The sequence below is a fragment of the Serratia sp. A07 genome (genome assembly GCF_058725505.1).
Window position 1 is genome coordinate 81,210 of the sequence record NZ_JBZXDO010000002.1, and the last position, 17,916, is coordinate 99,125.

General features: G+C 60.8%; 21 protein-coding genes. 6 read left to right on the forward strand and 15 right to left on the reverse strand.

Translation table 11 applies throughout. The annotated features are described in order from the left end of the window. Positions 1-111: 111 nt before the first annotated feature. A complete protein-coding gene (locus AC4PR2_RS02290) occupies positions 112-1,032 on the forward strand; it encodes a DUF808 domain-containing protein (RefSeq protein ID WP_060420992.1) in 921 nt (306 codons plus the stop codon). A gap of 42 nt (positions 1,033-1,074) precedes the next feature. On the opposite strand, the gene AC4PR2_RS02295 is transcribed toward AC4PR2_RS02290, so the two are convergent. From AC4PR2_RS02295 to AC4PR2_RS02330, 8 genes are all read right to left on the reverse strand, one after another. Further along, entirely contained in the window at positions 1,075-1,158 is an 84-nt protein-coding gene (locus AC4PR2_RS02295; RefSeq protein ID WP_020825765.1) for a small membrane protein YohP, read from the reverse strand. A gap of 103 nt (positions 1,159-1,261) precedes the next feature. Next, positions 1,262-1,801 carry a GNAT family N-acetyltransferase gene (locus AC4PR2_RS02300; protein WP_070914069.1) on the reverse strand — a complete coding sequence of 180 codons (540 nt, stop codon included), beginning with the start codon at positions 1,799-1,801 and terminating at the stop codon, positions 1,262-1,264. Between the two features lie 112 nt (positions 1,802-1,913). After that, a complete protein-coding gene (locus AC4PR2_RS02305) occupies positions 1,914-2,069 on the reverse strand; it encodes a MerR family transcriptional regulator (protein ID WP_172906356.1) in 156 nt (51 codons plus the stop codon). Positions 2,070-2,308: 239 nt separating this feature from the next. Continuing rightward, positions 2,309-2,758, reverse strand: coding sequence for a type II toxin-antitoxin system PemK/MazF family toxin (locus AC4PR2_RS02310; protein ID WP_060440468.1), 450 nt, complete (start codon positions 2,756-2,758; stop codon positions 2,309-2,311). 152 nt (positions 2,759-2,910) lie between these two features. After that, a complete protein-coding gene (locus AC4PR2_RS02315) occupies positions 2,911-3,723 on the reverse strand; it encodes a MetQ/NlpA family lipoprotein (RefSeq protein ID WP_492174870.1) in 813 nt (270 codons plus the stop codon). A gap of 130 nt (positions 3,724-3,853) precedes the next feature. Next, positions 3,854-4,705 (reverse strand): DUF1460 domain-containing protein, encoded by an 852-nt coding sequence (locus tag AC4PR2_RS02320; RefSeq protein ID WP_203089324.1) that lies wholly within the window; start codon positions 4,703-4,705, stop codon positions 3,854-3,856. A 104-nt stretch (positions 4,706-4,809) separates the two neighbouring features. Next, positions 4,810-5,352, reverse strand: a complete 543-nt coding sequence (locus AC4PR2_RS02325; protein ID WP_100396140.1) for a GNAT family N-acetyltransferase — start codon at positions 5,350-5,352, stop codon at positions 4,810-4,812. Then, positions 5,352-5,819: an acyltransferase gene (locus AC4PR2_RS02330; protein ID WP_060421008.1), complete on the reverse strand. Its 468-nt coding sequence runs from the start codon at positions 5,817-5,819 to the stop codon at positions 5,352-5,354. Before AC4PR2_RS02330 ends, AC4PR2_RS02325 begins: the two co-directional genes overlap by 1 nt. A 205-nt stretch (positions 5,820-6,024) precedes the next feature. On the opposite strand from AC4PR2_RS02330, the gene AC4PR2_RS02335 reads away from it, so the two are divergent. Further along, the gene (locus AC4PR2_RS02335) at positions 6,025-6,615 is read left to right on the forward strand and encodes a Yip1 family protein (RefSeq protein WP_004939641.1); all 591 of its coding nucleotides are present in this window, start codon (positions 6,025-6,027) and stop codon (positions 6,613-6,615) included. Between the two features lie 57 nt (positions 6,616-6,672). Here the strand turns inward: AC4PR2_RS02335 and AC4PR2_RS02340 are convergent, their stop codons facing one another. Continuing rightward, a complete protein-coding gene (locus AC4PR2_RS02340) occupies positions 6,673-7,524 on the reverse strand; it encodes a DMT family transporter (protein WP_492174871.1) in 852 nt (283 codons plus the stop codon). A 565-nt stretch (positions 7,525-8,089) separates the two neighbouring features. On the opposite strand from AC4PR2_RS02340, the gene AC4PR2_RS02345 reads away from it, so the two are divergent. The 3 genes from AC4PR2_RS02345 to AC4PR2_RS02355 are packed head-to-tail and all read left to right on the forward strand — an operon-like array spanning position 8,090 to position 10,782. Beyond that, positions 8,090-8,806, forward strand: a complete 717-nt coding sequence (locus AC4PR2_RS02345; protein WP_060421015.1) for an ABC transporter ATP-binding protein — start codon at positions 8,090-8,092, stop codon at positions 8,804-8,806. Positions 8,807-8,821: 15 nt separating this feature from the next. Then, on the forward strand, positions 8,822-9,778 hold the full coding sequence (locus AC4PR2_RS02350; protein ID WP_492174872.1) for an ABC transporter substrate-binding protein: 957 nt from the start codon (positions 8,822-8,824) through the stop codon (positions 9,776-9,778). Further along, a complete protein-coding gene (locus tag AC4PR2_RS02355; protein WP_169318140.1) occupies positions 9,775-10,782 on the forward strand; it encodes a FecCD family ABC transporter permease in 1,008 nt (335 codons plus the stop codon). The genes AC4PR2_RS02350 and AC4PR2_RS02355 overlap by 4 nt, the downstream gene beginning before the upstream one ends. A gap of 13 nt (positions 10,783-10,795) precedes the next feature. Here the strand turns inward: AC4PR2_RS02355 and AC4PR2_RS02360 are convergent, their stop codons facing one another. The 5 genes from AC4PR2_RS02360 to AC4PR2_RS02380 form a co-directional block, all read right to left on the reverse strand. Beyond that, entirely contained in the window at positions 10,796-12,319 is a 1,524-nt protein-coding gene (locus AC4PR2_RS02360) for a flavodoxin domain-containing protein (RefSeq protein WP_159317770.1), read from the reverse strand. A 5-nt stretch (positions 12,320-12,324) separates the two neighbouring features. Beyond that, entirely contained in the window at positions 12,325-12,750 is a 426-nt protein-coding gene (locus AC4PR2_RS02365; protein ID WP_060421025.1) for a PAS domain-containing protein, read from the reverse strand. A 217-nt stretch (positions 12,751-12,967) separates the two neighbouring features. Then, entirely contained in the window at positions 12,968-14,689 is a 1,722-nt protein-coding gene (gene dld / locus AC4PR2_RS02370; RefSeq protein ID WP_492174873.1) for a D-lactate dehydrogenase, read from the reverse strand. Positions 14,690-14,814: 125 nt separating this feature from the next. Then, positions 14,815-15,609 (reverse strand): type I methionyl aminopeptidase, encoded by a 795-nt coding sequence (gene map / locus AC4PR2_RS02375; protein WP_087762129.1) that lies wholly within the window; start codon positions 15,607-15,609, stop codon positions 14,815-14,817. Beyond that, entirely contained in the window at positions 15,606-15,809 is a 204-nt protein-coding gene (locus AC4PR2_RS02380; RefSeq protein ID WP_006324220.1) for a ParD-like family protein, read from the reverse strand. The genes map and AC4PR2_RS02380 overlap by 4 nt, the downstream gene beginning before the upstream one ends. A gap of 168 nt (positions 15,810-15,977) precedes the next feature. On the opposite strand from AC4PR2_RS02380, the gene ddlA reads away from it, so the two are divergent. Then, positions 15,978-17,081, forward strand: a complete 1,104-nt coding sequence (ddlA, locus tag AC4PR2_RS02385) for a D-alanine--D-alanine ligase (protein ID WP_492174874.1) — start codon at positions 15,978-15,980, stop codon at positions 17,079-17,081. A 34-nt stretch (positions 17,082-17,115) separates the two neighbouring features. Here ddlA and AC4PR2_RS02390 read toward each other — a convergent pair whose 3' ends face one another. After that, complete coding sequence (locus AC4PR2_RS02390; protein ID WP_060421038.1) at positions 17,116-17,895, reverse strand: ABC transporter substrate-binding protein; 780 nt, start codon at positions 17,893-17,895, stop codon at positions 17,116-17,118. Positions 17,896-17,916 lie beyond the last annotated feature (21 nt).

Here is a 17,916-nt window from a genome sequence, read left to right on the forward strand (position 1 = left end):
GGCGGCATTCGCCCGCCCGGCGTTTTCCGCAATCCTCTCATATCCTTTCATGACGCTTTACCGCTATGCTAAAAATAGAATGGCCCGTGAATATGAAAAGGATGAATCATTTTGGCAGGAAGTAGCTTACTTACCCTCATCGACGACATCGCCTCGTTGTTGGACGACGTCTCGTTAATGAGCAAAATGGCGGCAAAAAAAACCGCCGGGGTGCTGGGGGACGATCTGGCGCTCAACGCGCAGCAGGTCACCGGCGTTAAAGCCGATCGCGAACTGCCGGTGGTGTGGAGCGTCGCCAAAGGTTCGTTGATCAACAAGGCGATCCTGGTGCCGCTGGCGCTGCTGATCAGCGCTTTTGCACCCTGGGCGATTACGCCGCTGCTGATGGTGGGCGGCGCCTACCTGTGCTACGAAGGGTTCGAAAAGGTGTTTCACAGCCTGAGCCACGGCAAGGCGGCGCAGGAGGAAAAATCGGACGGGCCCGGCGCCAATGAGGACGCTGCGGCCTATGAGAAGCGCAAGGTGAAAGGCGCAATACGCACCGATTTCGTGCTCTCCGCCGAGATTATCGCCATCACGCTGGGCACCGTTGCCGGCGCCACCTTCAGCCAGCAGGTGATCGTTTTGTGCGGCATCGCCGTCGTGATGACGCTCGGCGTGTATGGCATCGTCGCCGGCATCGTCAGGCTGGACGATCTGGGGTTGTATCTGAGCCGCAAAAGCAGCGCGTTAGCGCGCTCCCTCGGCGGCGGCATCGTGCGTGCCGCGCCTTATTTGATGAAAACGCTGTCGATCGTCGGCACGGTCGCCATGTTTATGGTCGGCGGTGGCATCCTGACCCACGGTCTGCCGCCGGTGCATCACCTTTTCGAAGACTGGGCCTCGTACACCACGGTGGTGCCGACGTTTGGCCATATCTTGCAGGGGGTGGTTCCGGCTCTGCTGAACGTGGTGTTCGGGCTGGTGGCCGGCGGCGTGGTGCTGGCGGTGGTGTCGGCGCTGGGCGCGGTACGCGCGCGTTTCAAGGCATGATGAAAAGTCTCGCCCCGAGAGGGGCGGGACGGTGCAGACGCTTTAAAAAATCAGTTTGAAAACGCCGGTAATCGTCAATAAACCCACGATGAAAATGATGGCGACAATCCACAGAATAATTTTCATTCACTTCTCCCTTATCGGTTAAATGGCGTGCGCGATTGGCGCTAACTCAATGAAATCACTCTTCACTATAGACGCTAACTCTCTATCGTGCGTCGCCATGCATTCAGGGATGCTGATTGTCGCCCGCGCCCAGCGCGCGCTGCATGATGTGGGTGTCGCGCCATTCCCCCAGTTTGAACCCCACGGCCTTTAACGTTCCGACGCTGGTAAAGCCGAGCGACTGGTGCAGCGCCAGCGAACCGCGGTTGGCGGCGGAATCGCCGACGATCGCCAGCATCTGGCGCCAGGGGCCTTGCTCGCAGCGGGCGATCAGCGCGCTCAGCAGCGCCTTGCCGACGCCTTTGCCCTGTTGCCCCTCGGCGATATACACCGAGTCTTCCACGGTAAAGCGATAGGCCGGCCTGGGGCGATACGGCGTGGCATAGCAGTAGCCCACAATACGGCCTTCGCTCTTCGCCACCAGCCAGGGCAGCCCGGCTTCTTGCACCTTGCTCAGCCGCAGCTGCATTTCCGCCAGGGTCGGCGGCTGTTCTTCAAACGAGGCGGCACCGTACAGCACGTGGTGGGTGTAAATGCGCAGCACGGCGGCCATATCGTCCGGCGTGGCATCGAGGAGGCTGAGTACGGGAGCGGAGAGCGTCATGGTAATGCCTGTTTACCTTGGAAATCAGCGGATAAACGCCATTATGCGCGCCGCTCACCGCCGGGGTAAATCGGGTTTTCTTATGTTGAGATAAGAAAACCCTATGGGGTTGTCAGCCGCACAATGCAGCGCTCTGTGCCAACTGCGGGTCCAACATGGCGATCTGCTGCTCAATCACCGCCGGAAGCGCCGGCCCTGAACGCGCCAGAATTGCCCCGGCTTCCGCCAGTGAAACGCCCATCCGGCGCGCCAGTTCGCCGATTTTCAATAACCGATCTAGCTCCTCCCTTGTGCGTGCCGGGATACTAAAGCCTGACGCCACGTAAGGGACAAGAGTGGGAAGAAAAGATGACGTTTTAAAAATCGGTGGGCGCCAGAGAGGCAAAAGCCCAGCTGGATGGCTGGGCTTCGCAGGTCCCTGAAAGGGAAGGTATAGCATAAGGGCCTTTATCGGCTACGGCGACAATTTCACCTGATTTGTCTGTTTTGTCAACAACAGCGTACTGGTCAGAACAGCATATTTTTGGCATTGATCGACTTAATGACGGCGCGTTGTATGTCAGCAACAAGCTCGCGCGACAGACATTGGGTAAGAAAGCCTCTCTCTTTACGGGCTCTGTTCAGCCGTTGGCGGCTGACTTGCTGCACCAGATCGCCCTTTGCCCAGCGCGTTTGCGGATGAAAGAATCTCATATCTTCGATGAGTTCACGCGTAATTTCGATGTGCAATCCCCGTTCGATCTTGTTCGAATCTCTGGTGGTCGACAGCGGTACGATAATGCAGGCGTTGCCGTTAATTTTGCCGTTTAACACAACAACTAAACGGTTCTTCACCATTTCTGGTGGAATGTGGCCATCATAAAAGCCGGCTTCATACGGTTGGCAGACTGAGAGGGGATAGTTGCCATAGTTGCACTCAAGAATTTCCCCGACCTTGGGGGCAAATTTGATCGGCATCGAGACACTCCTTTGTTGTGAACAATCCGTGTTATGGAGGAGTGAGCATGCGGGCGTTTTGCTTTTAGAGAAAGGTGTGGCGTAAGGAAACGGGGAATGAAAGTGAAATATTGCGGATTCGTACGCAGAATCCGCCTTGATGGTGGCCGAATTTACCAGCCTTTCACCGCGCCGCCGTTGAAGATTTTCTCGGCGGCCTTGGCCACTTCGTCTGACTCGTAGGCCTTGATGAAGTTCTGCACGTTCGGCGCGTCCTTGTTGTCTTCGCGGGTGACGATGATGTTGGTGTACGGCGAGTCCTTATCCTCGATGAAGATGCCGTCTTTGGTCGGCGTCAGACCGGTCTGGTTGATGTAGGTGGTGCTGATGACGGCGACGGTGACCTTTGGATCGTCCAGCACGTGCGGCAGCTGCGCGCCTTCCAGCTCCATGATTTGGTAATGGTGCGGGTTGGCGCTGATGTCCAGGGCGGTGGGCAACAACCCCTTACCTTGTTTCAGCGTAATCAACCCGGTTTTTTCCAGCAGCAGCAGGGCGCGCCCCAGGTTGGTCGGATCAAGCGGGATGGCGATCACCGCGCCGTCCGGCAGCTCTTTGAGCGATTTTATCTTTTTGGAGTAGCCGGCCATCGGGAAGACAAAGGTATTGCCGACTGCCACCAGCTTATAGCCGTGATCTTTGTTTTGCTGTTCGAGGAACGGGCGGTGTTGGAACACGTTGGCGTCCAATTCGCCCTTGTCGGTAGCGTCGTTCGGCAGCAGCGAACCGCTGAAACCGACCAGCTCGACGTCCAGACCATATTTCTCTTTCGCCACTTGCTTGGCGACTTCCGCCACATCCTGTTCCGCGCCGTTGATGACGCCGACTTTGATATGGTCCCGATCGGTTTTTTGATCGCAGCCCTGAAGTGCCAATACGGCGGCGAAGGCCGCCGCCAGAGGGGTGATACGCCAGCGTAAGGTCATCGAAGTCTCCCTGAAAAGAACAATAAAATCAGTTGTTTTTTGTCCTTACAGCTAAGCCTGAACCGCCGATGAAGTCAAACGCTCGTTCAGCATAAACGGCTATAGCTTATAGCCGTTATGCGGCGGGGGATTATCGGCTGAGCGAACGCAGCACCACGATGCCCGGCGTAGCCATCACGTAATCCATAAAAGGCGAATTGACCACCCGCATGTTGGCCTTGCGCGAAGAGGCGTTGCGCAGCACCGGGCCGCTGTCGGTCATCACGAAGATGCCGGTGTGGGTCACGTCCAGCCCGTCCAGGTTGGTGTAAATACCGATGTAATCGCCGGTGCGCAGCTGGGCCAGCACTTTGTCGTCAACGTTGTCGCTGGGGATATAGGTCACGCTGCGTTGTACGTTGGGTAAACCGGGCAGGTAGCTGCTGCCGTCCGCTTTGCGGTTGAGGTTTTTCACGAGGGTAACGGCGTGCGGGCTGAGCTGCGCGGTGATGTCTTCGGCCACCTGGTGCGGCCGTTGCGCCCAGTCGGTGAAGAAGTGTTTGCGCTGCGGGAAGGCGATTTTGCCGTCGACGTAGCGAATGTCGACCAGACGCTGAACGAACTCGCCCTCGCTGCGGGCGGTGCTGAGCGCTTCCACATAATCGATGTAGGTGAAGCAATCCAGCCCGCGGAAGTCGATCACCAACTGCTCGGGCGTGCTTTGCGAACCGATCAGGCGGTTGGCGAGATAGGGCGTGCCGAGAAACTCGCGCGAAATCAAATCGACGGTGCGGCCGTGCGGCTGTGCGGCGGGCCAACCGGCGCGCAGCGTGAGGATCTCACGCAGCTTGCTGCGGGTGCTGGCGTCCATCTCCGGCTGCACGCCCGGCGGCGAAACGGTGACCTCGGTCGGCGGCGTTGCGGGGGTGACGGCGGCGGGGCGATCGGCGCATCCGCTCATGGCGATAGCTAACATCAGTAAAACAACCTTGTTCTGGTTCATACGGCCCTCCCTGGGTGTCGCTGGTTTATCAGAGTAAGTGATAACAGTTCTCATCCGATGGTAGGGGTTAAAAAGTAAACATAGCCTCAATGGCGGCCGATAAATCAGTAACCGATTTCGCTATTGAACGGCAAATACCAGAACAGCGCGATTTCGTGATCGGCGATCTCCGGCTCGGCGCGGTACAGCAAACGGTCGATGCCGCCGAGAATAAACCCGTAATGCTGGTAGCAGCGACAGGCGGCCAGATTGTTGTTCTGCGTTTCGAGCATCATACCCGAGGTTTCCTGCTGCCGCGCCCACTGTTTGGCGCAGTCCAGCAGTGCCCCGGCGATGCCCTGACGGCGCGCGTGAGCGCTGACCGCGATCTCGTCGATCAAGGTGTAACCGTTCCAGTTTTTGCTCAGCGTGATGTGGCCAACGGCTTCGTCCTGGCGATACGCCAGGAAGGTCACGCTGTCTTCGTTGGCGAACGGCGCCAGGGGATACTGTTTACGAAACGGCGCCACCGGGCGGGTTGGCCAGCTGTCGACCGGGCAGTCGAACTGCGGCAGGGCGTAACAGCGGATGGTAAAGCTGAAATCGCCGCGCGTCAGGTAATCATCGGGCAGCGCCTCAATGGCCGCGATGCGGATGGCCGGGGTCATTATGGCAGCTCCCGCAGCAGGCGCGCCGGGTTGCCGGCATAAATTCCCTTGCGGGTAATGTCGCGGGTCACGACCGCCCCGGCGCCGATCACCGCGTCGCTGCAGATCTCCACCGCCAGGATCGTGGCGCCGGAGCCGATGGACACCCGATCGCCGACGCGCGTGCGCCCCCAGCTGGCCGGATCGGCATTGGGCGCGCCGTCTTTGAACAGATCGTTGGCGAAGGTGACGCCGTGGCCGACAAAGCACGCTTCGCCGAGGGTGACGTATTCGCAGATAAAGCTGTGCGACTGAATTTTACTGCGCGCGCCGATGCTGACGTGGCGCTGGATCTCCACGAACGGGCCGACGAAGACATCGTCGCCGAGCCGGCAGCCGTACAGATTGCTGGGCTCGACTACTGTGACGTTGCGCCCGGCGTCGACGTCGACGATCCCCGCCTGGCGGGTGGTGATAACGGATGACATGACCTTCCTCGCAGCCTGGTTTTTATGGTGGGAGTATAAGACAAAGCGTTGCGGCGTTGCGCTTTCCGCACGTTTTTTCGCCGAAAGACTATAATTAGTACAGGGGAGAGAGCCCCGTGGCCGCAATCCTCGCACGGGTAGCTGTCCGTCGGAGGTGTGAAATTCGTTCGCCGATCGCGGCCTACGGCGAGATAGGAGGTGTCTCATGGTCAGTCATGTTTGGGGACTTCTGGCGCATCCCAGCGCCGAGTTCGAACAGATCAAAAGCGAGAATGAAAGCGTCTCGCACCTATACACCCATCACGTGTTGCTCTTGGCAGCAATCCCGGTGGTCTGCGCCTTTATCGGCACCACCCAGTTGGGCTGGCTCTCCGGCGAGGGACATGCCATCAGGCTCGACATGTTTACCGCGCTTTATACCGCCGTGGCGTTTTACCTGCTGATGCTGGCGGGCGTAGCGGCCATGGGGAAAGTCATTCACTGGATGGCGCGGCGCTATGAATCGCGCCCCAGCCTGCACCGCTGCATGGTGTTTGCTGGCTACGTGGCGACCCCGATGTTCCTCAGCGGGATTGTGGCGCTCTATCCGGTCGTCTGGCTGTGTCTGTTTGTCGGCATTATCGGCCTGTGCTATTCGGGCTATCTGCTGAATCTGGGGATCCCGCACTTCCTGAATATCGACAGTAAGGAAGGGTTCATCTTCTCCAGCTCGACCTTCGCTATCGGTATCCTGTTGCTCGAGCTGTTGCTTGGGGTGACGGTGCTGCTGTGGGGGTACGGTTCCTGGTTGTTCTGAGTTAACGGCTGTTGTTATCGCCCCCGCGCCGGTGGAACGGCGCGGGGGCTTTTGCTTTTATACGCGGCGGAAAACCAGCATCACACCGAGCACGATGCCCGCCATGCCCAGCAGGCTCAGCGCCGCCAGCGCGTGGCCGAGCAACAGGTAGTCCAGCAGGGCGGTCACCGCCGGGATCAGATAGAACAGGCTGGTGACCTGCACCAGGTTGCCGCGCTGGATCAGGCGATACAGCAAGAAGGTCGCCAGCACCGAGATCACCACCGCCATCCACAGCAGCGGCAGCACGAACGCCGGCCCCCATTCGACCCGCAGCGGCTCAAACGGCAGCGCCAGCGTACACATCAGCAACCCGACGGCATACTGCAGCGGCAAGACCGCCAGCGGCGGCTGCGTCATGCCTTTTTGCAGCAGGGTGCCGGCGGTCATGCAGCCCAGCGCGATAAAGGCGAACAGCATGCCGCTCAGCGAGAAGTGGGCCACCATCAGGCTTTGGTACACCACCAGCGTCAGCCCGACCATTGCCAGCGCCAGGCCGAGCGCCCGCAGCCTGGTGCAGCGCCGTTCGGTGATGAACTGGGTGAGGATCGGCTGTACGCCGAGCAACGTCGCCAGCACGCCGGGCGTAATACCCTGTTCCAGCGCCAGCAGATAGCAGATTTGATAGCTGCCGATCATCAACACGCCAATCAGCGCGACGCGCCGGCGGGTGCCGGGAGCGGGCAGGCACTGGCGCTGCCACAGGCCGATGGCCAACAGCACCGCCAGCGCGATGGCGCAGCGGAAGAACAGGAAAGCGAAGGCGGAGGCGTGCTCCAACCCCCAACGGGAGAAGATCGCGCCGCTGCTCCAAAGCAGGACGAACAGCGTAGCCAGGCCGGCATTGGCCCAGAGAGAAGGTAATCGCATGTCAATTTCACCTGTCGTGAAAATTACAGGCTCCGGCGCGCGCGGCGGTCTACGCCTGAACGCAACAGATCAATAAGCCGGAGGTAAAAAGTCGGTTTGGCTTAGCGCACAACCACAATGCGTGGCGGGTAAGCGGCAACCGCTGAAACGACAGATGAAACGGCGGGTGGAGCGGAGGAAGCACACAGCAAAACGACGGCCGGAACGGTCGCGTCTGTCGGATCTGTGCTGTGCGCCAGGTAGGTCATGTGAGTTCCTGAAAATCGGCAATGAAACTAATCGCTTCAAACATAACCAAGTTCGCCGGGATGCGCAATCGGAAATCATCATTACTTAATTGATAATGAAAATCATTATCATTAATAAAAGGCTGTGCTATGTTGCTTTGGCCGCGCAGTGTTGACGCAGGGGGCGCGGCAAAAGACGTTGCGATTCGCTTTTGCAGAAGGCGGGCAATCGTGATAAAAATATTGATATGTTATAATATAACAATTAATGCATGATGAATCCAGTTCACGACATCCTCCACGTTGATGGAGTTAGCCTGACCGGCCACGGCGGGGCATTGATACTCGACAACATCCATTTCGCGCTGCGCGCCGGTGAGAAGCTGGCGGTGATCGGCCCTAACGGCAGCGGCAAGTCCAGCCTGCTGCGTGCCCTGATCGGCGAAACGCGGCCGGACAGCGGCGGCATTCACTGGCGAGGGCGGGCCTTGTCCGAGTGGCCGGCGGCGGAACGCGCCAAAAGCATCGCCTTTCTGGCGCAAAACGATTCGCCGGATTTGCGGCTGTCGGTTGAGGACTACGTGGCGTTGGGCCGTTTACCGCATGGCGAACGCTCTGCGGCGGGAAAACGCATCGTTGACGAAGCCATCGGGGAAACCGGGCTGGCGCCGCTCAGGCACCATCCGCTGGGGCGGCTCTCGGGCGGCCAGCGTCAGCGCGCCGCGCTGGCCCGGGCGTTGGCACAGTCTCCCGATCTGTTGTTGCTGGATGAACCGACCAATCACCTCGATCCGCCCGGGCGCTCGGCGCTGCTGTCGTTAGTGAAAAATAAAGAGATTGCCGTGATTGCGGTGCTGCACGATTTGCCCGTGGCAGAGGCGTTTGCCGATCGGATCCTGGTGCTGAACGAAAGCCGCCAGGTAGCCTGTGGTACGCCCGAGGCGGTGTTGCAAACTCCGGTGATTTTGCCGGTGTTCGGCATGAACAGTTTCAAGGTGGCGCATCCCGTCAGCGGGAAAACGCTGCGCATTTTTGACGTTCCCCATTGCGCTTGATCAACCAGAGAGTACATGAACGCACGCGTATTCATCCTGCTTCTGCTGCTGGCCGCCAGGTCGGCAGCGGCCGAACATTTTCCCGTCACCGTAGAAAGCTGCGGTGTGCCGGTCACCTTCAACCAGGCGCCGCAGCGCGCCGTCATCAACGACATCAACATGGCCGAGATGGCCTTTGCACTGCATCTGCAGGATCGCATTGTCGGGCTGACCGGCATCACCGGCTGGTACAAACTGACGCCCGACTTCAAGGCCGCGATGGGTGCCATTCCCGAACTGGCGCCGAAATATCCCGCTTTGGAAACGCTGCTGGCGGCACAGCCGGATTTCTTTTTCGCCGGCTGGAATTACGGCATGAAGATCGGCGGCGACGTCACGCCGGAGAAGCTCGCCCCGTTCGGCATCAAAACGCTGGTGCTGAGCGAGAGCTGCGTACAGGCCGGCGGGCGGCCGCAGAAGGCCGATATGAATCTGCTGTATGACGATGAGCTGAAGCTCGGCAAGATTTTCGGCAAGCGGCAAGAGGCCAGCGCGCTGGTTGAGGGCTGGCAGCGCCGGTTGGCTGCGCTGCCCGCCAGGCCGGCGGGCCAGGCGCCGCTCAAGGTGTTCGTCTATGACTCGGGGGAGGAGAAGCCTTTCACCAGCGGCAAATACGCGATGCCGACGGCGATCATCGAAGCGGCCGGCGGCCGCAACGTGATGGACGGCTTGCCGGCGAGCTGGACGACGGCGTCCTGGGAGGCGGTAGCGGCGGCCGAGCCCGACTTCATTATTCTGCTGGATTACCAGACCGGATCGGGCGCCGATGCGCTGCGGCGCTTCCTCGAGTCCCACCCGTTGATGAAATTAACGCCTGCCGTACGGCACCATCGCTATCTGAAACTGCAGTATGCGGAGCTGACGCCGGGGCCGGCCAACATCGGCGCAGTGGAAAAGCTGGCGCGGGCGCTGTACGCGCCGGAGGCTGAATGAACTCGCCGACCCGGCGGTTTATGCTGCTCGCGCCGTTGGCGCTGTCGGTATTGTGCGGGTTAATGATCTGGAGCCTGCAGCTGGGCAGCGTCGCGCTGTCATGGCGGCAGACGATGGCGGCATTGGGGCTTTCATCGGCGCCCCTCTCCGGCATGCTGGACACTATCGTCGTGCAACTGCGGGTGCCCAGAGCGTTGCTGGCGGCCTTGACCGGCGCCGGGCTGGCGATGACCGGCGCGCTGCTGCAGACCACCACCCGCAATGAGCTGGCCGATCCTTTTTTGTTTGGGCTCTCCTCCGGCGCCTCCGCCGGCGCGGTGCTGGTCATCACGCGCTTCGGCGATGCGCTGGGCGCGCTGACGTTGCCGCTGTCCGCCTTCGCCGGCGGCGTTTTGTCCGCCTTGGCGGTGATGATCCTGTTTCGCGTCGGCCGGGTCAGGCGCGCCGAGCAGCTGATCGTCTGCGGCCTGGCGGTCTCGTTTTTGTTCAGCGCGCTCACCAGCTACCTGGTGTTTTCCGGCGATCAGCGGGCGGCCGGTTCGGTGTTGTTCTGGTCGCTCGGCGGGCTGGGGCTGGCGCGTTGGGATAATCTGTTCATTCCGCTGGCGAGTTTCGTGCTGCTGGCCGGGTTTACGGCGCTGCGTTGGCGGGCGCTGGACGCGCTGCTGGCGGGCGAGCAAACCGCCCATTCGATGGGGGTCAGCGTGGCGCGCCTGCGCACCGAGACCTTTCTGTGCTGCGCACTGTCCACGGCGTTTCTCGTTTCGCTGACGGGCGTGATCGGCTTTGTCGGGCTGATGGTGCCCTACCTGGCTCGGCGCCTGGTGGGCGTGCGCCACCGTTTGGCCGTGCCGATGTGCGGCCTGCTGGGGGCGACGCTGCTGACCGGCGGCGACATGCTCAGCCGCAGTCTGATCCCCCATCAGGAGCTGCCTATCGGCATCATTACGGCCGGGCTGGGGGGCGCGTTCATCGTGTCCTTGCTGCTGCGTGCGGAACGATGAACGCCACCCTGTCTCAATAGAGTTCCAGATGCAGGCGCTGCTGCTCAATCAGCGTCTGCCACAGGTTTTCCGCCCCGCAGGCTTGCTCCAGCGCCGTCGCCACGGCATGTTCCAGATACTGGCGATTGCCGCACAGGTAGACATGCGCTCCCCGCCGCAGCAAGCCGCTGATGGCATCGGCATGCTCGCCGATCGCATGCTGCACATAATATTTGGCGGCGGCATCGCGCGAGAAGGCGGTGATGAGGCGCGTGAGTACGCCCGCCGCGTTCAGTGCCTCTAACGCTTCGTGATACAGGAAGTCTTCATCGCGCCGTTTTTCGCCGAAGATCAGCACGGTTTCGCGCCGTTCACCCTGGGCGGCCATTTCGCGCAGCAAGCCTATCAAGGGCGCGATGCCGGTACCGGTACCGATAAGCAGCACCGGCACGGTGGTATCGCGCGGCAGGTAAAAGCCGGGGTTGGCGCGGCAGAAGAGGCGGAAAGGGCCGGGTTGGCTGAGCAGCCAGCCGGTCGCCGTGCCGCGCCGGGTGCGGCCGTCGCGTTCATATCGTACGTCGCGCACGCACAGGTCGAGGCTCTCTGCCCGCGTTGCCGAAGCGATGGAGTAGGCGCGCGGCAGGCAAACGGGCAGCAGCGCCAACAGGTTCTCCAGCGTGACCGTCTGCGGCGGGCAAAAATCGTGCAGTACGTCCAGCAGATCGGCGCCGTACAGATAGCTCTCCATGGCTTTGCGCTGGCGGATCTTGAGCAAGCCTTTGAGCTCTTCGCTGTCGGCCAACTGCGCCAGTTCGCGCAGCGTCGTTTTGCTGAGCTGGCGCAGTTCCCGGCGGCGCAGCGCGTCAGCGGCCTCCGGCCTGCCGAGCCAGTCAGCCAGCCGGGTCAATAATCCTTCGTCGTTCTCCGGCAACAGATAGACGGTATCCCCAGCCCGGTAAACGATGCCGCTGCCGGCGATATTCAACCGCAGGTGCCAGGCCTGCGGCGTGCGTGCGCTGAGCGGCCGCCGTTCAAGGAGGGCGGCGCTGAACGCATGGTCTTCGCCGTAGGCGGTCACGCGCAGATGCAAATCGCGGCCGGCCTGGGCATCACCGGCCAGCACCTTCTCCAGCGTCGTCAGCCAGGTTGCGAAGAACGGTTCGAAGTTAACGTCGGCGTCGACGCGATTGATGATGGCGCGGGCGCCGTATTGCGTCAGACGTGCATCCAGCGCCTGCGTGAAGCCGCAGAAATGCGGGTACGCGGTGTCGCCGAGACCGAAGATGGCGTAGCGCAACCGGTGGCGATCCGGCCATTGCGCCAGCGCGTCGGAAAAACGCTCGGCGTTGGCGGGCGGTTCGCCGTCGCCAAATGAGCTGGAGACGATCAGCAGGGCGTCACGTTCGCCTACATCGGCGGGCTGGATGGCGTTGAGTTCTTTCACGACGGGGCGGTAGGGTTGCAGGCTGCTTTGCTCGCCCAGGCGCATCGCTAGCGCCCGGGCGTTGCCCGACTCCGAACCGTAACCAATCAGGATGCGTTCGATAAGGTCGGCCATGGCGGTTACTTGTCGTAGTGGTTGTCGAACTGTTCTTTGGCGAATTCCACCGATTCGAAGTCGGTCATCAGATCGTTGATCACGCGGCGGATGCTGATATAGGCCGCGATATTGCCCTGGGCGTCATACAGCGGCTGCACCGTGGTGTCGACCACGTACAGCACGCCGCCTTTGCCGACGTTCGGAATGATGCCGGTCCAGATGCCGCCTGCCTTGATGGTGTCCCACATCGCTTTGTAAACGGCTTTCGGCACGGAAGGGTGGCGCACGATGCTGTGGGGCTGGCCCACCAGCTCTTCCCGGGAAAATCCGGTCAGTTGGCAAAACAGATCGTTGACGTAGGTGATGGTGCCCTGCAGATCGGTGGTGGAGATCACCATCACTTTATCGAGCGCGGACAACAGCTGGGCGGAATCGAGAGTCTGACTCATGGTAGGTTCCTTCTCATTAACAACTTCGCGGTGATTGCCACGGCGGATGCCATGTATCCGTCATGACAGTTTTGTAATTGATTCTCATTTGCGATTATGCGGTGAATGGTAATCGGGAAATTTATAAGTTGCAATAAAAATACATCTTTAAGGGCGCAGAAAGGTCACGACGAGGCAGGCAGGGGGAGAGGAAGCCCGCGCCGGGTGCGGCGGCGGGCTAATCGGGCGGTCTTAGCGGGGGGGGGGCGGCCCAGCCTTTACGTTTGCTGGTTTTGCCGATGCCGGGGTTGAAGCTGTTGGTCGGATCGGCGGTGCGGTAGAACGCCTGCAGATCTGCCTTGGCGTGGTACAGGTGGCCGACGTTATGCTCCGCTGGGTACTCGGCGCCGCGCCGGTTGAGGATCTCGAGCATCTTTTCCTTCAGCGCGTGGCTGTCGACGCCCTTTTTCACCACGTAGTCCTGATGGAAGACGTGGCACATAAAGTGGCCGTAATACAGCTTATGCACCAGCTGGCTGTCGATCTCCGGCGGCAGGGTTTCGAACCAGTCGGTGTCGTTGCGGCGCAGGGCGATATCCAGCGCCAGAATATCCTCCACCTTGTCGGCGTGCACCGCATGGTAGCGCACGGCGGCGCCGGCGGCGGCGAAGCGGTGCAGGAAGGCCTTTTTGCCTTCGTCAGGCGTGCAGGTGAAGAAAGCGCCTTCGGCCTGGGCGAAGTACTCGGTCAGGTAGCGCTGCGCTTCGTCTACGCCGGGGCCGGCCATCTTCAGCAGCAGGTGATGTTCGAAACGTTCGCGGTATTCCTTCATGCGCTTCGGCAGGTGGCTCGGCGCCAGATGGCTCAGGCCCTGCATCAGCCGATCGGTCAGGTTGTGCGGCAGCAGCGGCAGCTTGTTGAGGCTGGCGTCCATACGGCCTTTCAGGGTGAAGAAGCGCGGCATCTGATCGGTGCCGAGCTTGTCGATCATCATGAAGGTGTCTTTGCCGTACACCTCGGCGATGTCGAAGATATCGCGGTGCATGTACTCACCGGCCACCGGCAGGTTTTCGAACTGGCTCAGCATGTGGCGGCGCAGTTCGGTCAGCACCGCGGTGTCGTTGGTGCCGATATAAAACACCTGCTCTTTGCCTTCTTTCTCGAAGGTGTCGAGTCGCACCGCGAACACCGCCAGCTTGCCGGCGCAGCCGGAGGCCTCGTACAGGCGGCGTTTGTCGGCGTTGAAGCGGGAAGGGGTGTCGGCATCGACGTCACGCACCCGGCTGGCGTACTCGTTATCCGAGGCGCGCAGCTCGCCGTACTCGACGTCTGTCGGGCGATAGTCGCCTTTTTCCAGCCGGGTGAGGATCTCTTCCGGCGTGTCGCCGAGGCGGATGCCTAAATGGTTCACCAGGCGCAGCTGGCCGTCTTCCCCTAGCTGGGCGTACAGCGCCATTTCGGTATAGGCCGGGCCGCGTTTCACCAGCGAGCCGCCGGAGTTGTTGCACACGCCGCCGATCACCGAGGCGCCGATGCAGGAAGAACCGATCACCGAATGCGGTTCACGGCCGTAGGGTTTGAGCAATTTCTCGAGGTGGTGCAGGGTGCTGCCGGGGAAGCCGACCACCTGCTTGCCGTTATCCAGCACCTGAATATGGTCGAGGCGCAGGGTGCTGACGATGACGATGTCGCGGTCATAGTCGTTGCCGCTGGGGGTCGATCCTTCGGTCAGGCCGGTATTGGCGGCCTGCATGATGACGATTTTGTCGGCGGCCACGCAGGCCTGCAAAATGCGCCACAGCTGCAGCAGGCTGGTGGGAAACACCACCGCCAGCGCCTGGCCTTCGCCGGAGCGGAACCCCTTGCGATACCGCTCGGTGTTGCGATCGCCGGTCAACAGCTGCGGGCCGCCGACGATGTCTTTAAGCTGGTTGATAAATGCCTGATTGCCTGACTGCATGCTGCCTGTCTCCCTGTCATCCCCGTCGCTTTAACCGCGGCGCCGGAGTGCCGCATATAAGCTAAGAGGCTATCAATTAAATAACTTATTAAGCTATCAGCTTGCCAGGCTAATGGCTTGCGGGTTTAGTAGCGTTCGGCGTAGCCGGCCCGGCGCTCTTCGTCGCGCAGCGTCAGGATCTCCACGCCGTCGGCGGTGACCGCCACGGTGTGCTCCCACTGCGCCGACAGTTTTTTGTCGCGCGTCACCACCGTCCAGCCGTCTTTCTTCTGCTTGATGCGGCGGTCGCCCTGATTGATCATCGGCTCGATGGTGAACACCATGCCTTCCTGCAGCACCATACCGCTGCCGGGTTGACCGTAGTGCAACACCGCCGGCTCTTCATGCATATCGCGGCCGATGCCGTGGCCGCAATACTCCCGCACGATGCTGTAGCCGGCCTGCTCGGCGTGCCGCTGGACGGCATGGCCGATATCGCCCAGGGTGGCGCCCGGTTTTACCGCGCGAATGCCCTGCCACATCGATTCATAGACGTTGTTCACCAGCCGTTTGGCCAGCGGCGTCACCTGGCCGACGCAGTACATCTTGCTGGAGTCGGCGATATAACCGCCGTTTTCCAGCGTGATGTCTACGTTGATAATCATGCCGGAACGCAGGATTTTGCTGGCCGACGGCACCCCGTGGCACACCACCTCGTCGATTGAGGTGTTGAGCACATAGGGGAAATCATACTGCCCTTTGCTGGCCGGGCGCGACTTCAGCTCGTCGACGATAAACGCCTCGGCGCGGTCGTTGATCTCCATGGTGGAGATGCCTTCGACGATGACCTCATCGAGCATAGCAAACACTTTCGCCAGCAGGGCGCCGGAATGGCGCATTTTGGCAATCTCTTCCGGCGTTTTAATCACAATCTGTTTCACCCGACAATCTCCTTCAGCGTCAGCGCATTATCTTTCATCATTTTTTTTACCAGTTGCGGGTAGGTCAGTTCCGGATGGAACTCCGCCAGCATGCCGATCTTGATCCAGTATTCAGCCTGCGCGTTGATCGAACGCGTCATGGTCAGGCTGGCGAGGCGCAGATCGTCATGCAGCGCGTCCGAAATTTTTACGATGCCCATCGGCGTCTCCCTAAGTGAACGATATACGAAGTGTATACGCTTTGGATGGTGGCGATGTGGCATTCTGTGGCGTAAGAAGATTCTGGCAACAACGATTGCCGCCGCCAGACAATGCGTTTATTGTGATGAACGACTTTTTTGCCATGATTTTTCAGAAGGATTTAAGGCGTGACTAAACTACGTGTTGGGGTGATTTTTGGCGGTAAATCGGCGGAGCATGAGGTGTCGCTGCAGTCGGCCAAAAACATTGTGGATGCAATCGACAAAGAGAAGTTTGACGTCACGCTGCTGGGGATCGACAAACAGGGGCAGTGGCACATCAACGACGCCTCCAACTACCTGCTCAACGCCGAGAACCCGGCGCTGATCGCGCTGAACCGCTCGAACAAAAACGTGGCGCTGATCCCGGGCCAGGAAACACAACAGCTGATCGAAGCGGGCAGCGCCGGCGCGCTGGGCCAACTGGACGTCATCTTCCCGATCGTGCACGGCACGCTGGGGGAGGACGGTTCGCTGCAGGGGCTGCTGCGCATGGCCAATATGCCGTTCGTCGGCGCCGGCGTGCTCGGTTCGGCGGTCAGCATGGACAAAGACGTGACCAAGCGCCTGCTGCGCGACGCCGGGCTGGCGGTGGCGCCGTTCGTCACCCTGACGCGCGCCAACCGCGCCGGATTCACGTTTGAGCAACTGAGCGAGCACCTCGGCCTGCCGCTGTTCGTCAAGCCGGCCAACCAGGGCTCCTCGGTCGGGGTCAGCAAGGTGGAAAACCGCGCCGAGTTCGACGCGGCGGTATCGCTGGCCTTCAGCTTCGATCACAAAGTGCTGGTGGAGTCGGCGATCGTCGGCCGCGAGATCGAGTGCGCGGTGCTGGGCAACGACGATCCGCAGGCCAGCGTGTGCGGCGAGATCGTGCTGAGCGACGCCTTCTATTCTTACGACACCAAATACATCAATGAGCAGGGAGCTCAGGTGGTGGTGCCGGCGGCAATCGCGCCGGAAGTGAGCGACCACATCCGCGAGGTGGCGCTGAAGGCGTTCCGCACGCTGGAGTGCTTCGGACTGGCACGGGTGGATGTGTTCCTGACGCCGGACAACCAGGTGGTAATCAACGAAATCAACACGCTGCCGGGCTTCACCAACATCAGCATGTATCCCAAGCTGTGGGCCGCCAGCGGCGTCAGCTATCAGGCGCTGATCACGCGCCTGATCGAATTGGCGCTGGAGCGCCACCAGCAGGATCGTGCGCTGAACAGTTCGGTATTCGATCGCTAAACGCGGGAGGGGGCGGCGGTGCCGCCCCCGTCTATCACTTCACCGTCACGTCGATGTCGCCGAAATACTTCTTCGACAGCGCCGCCACCGTGCCTTGCTGTTTCACTTTGGCGATGGCGGCATCCAGTTTTTTCTTCAGCGCCTCATCCCCTTTACGCAGGCCGAAGGCGATACCTTCACCGAGGATTTTGTCGTCGCGCACCGCCTCGCCGACGAAGGCGAAGCCTTTGCCGTCCGGCTGCGACAGGAAGCCGCTTTGCCCCGACGGCGCCATCACCAGCGTGGCGTCGAGCCGACCGGCCGCCAGATCGAGGTAAACCTGATTCTGATCCTGATAAGACACCACGTCCACGCCCGCCGGCGCCCAATGGGTTTTGGCGTAAATCTCCTGAATCGATCCTTGCAGCACGCCCACGTGTTTGCCCGCCAGCGATTTGGCGTCCGGCAGCAGGCCGCTGTCGGCCTTGGCGATCAGGCGGTTCGGCACCTGATAGATGGCGTCGGTAAAGGCGATCGCCTGACGCCGCTGTTCGGTCACGTTCATCGCCGAGTTGATGGCGTCGAACTTGCGCGCCTGCAATGCCGGGATCAGGCTGTCGAACGAGGTTTCCACCCAGCTGCATTTCAACTGCGCGGCGGCGCATACCGCGTCGCCCAGTTCGATGTCGAACCCTTCCAGTTTGCCGCTGGCGGATTTGGATTCGAACGGCGGATACAGCGCTTCCAGGCCGAAGCGCAGGCTGTTTTCCGCCGCCAGCGAAGTGCCGGCGGCCAGCAGGCATCCGGCGGCGAACAGCGTTTTCAGTGCTTTCATAGGCAGTGCCCCTTTCCCATG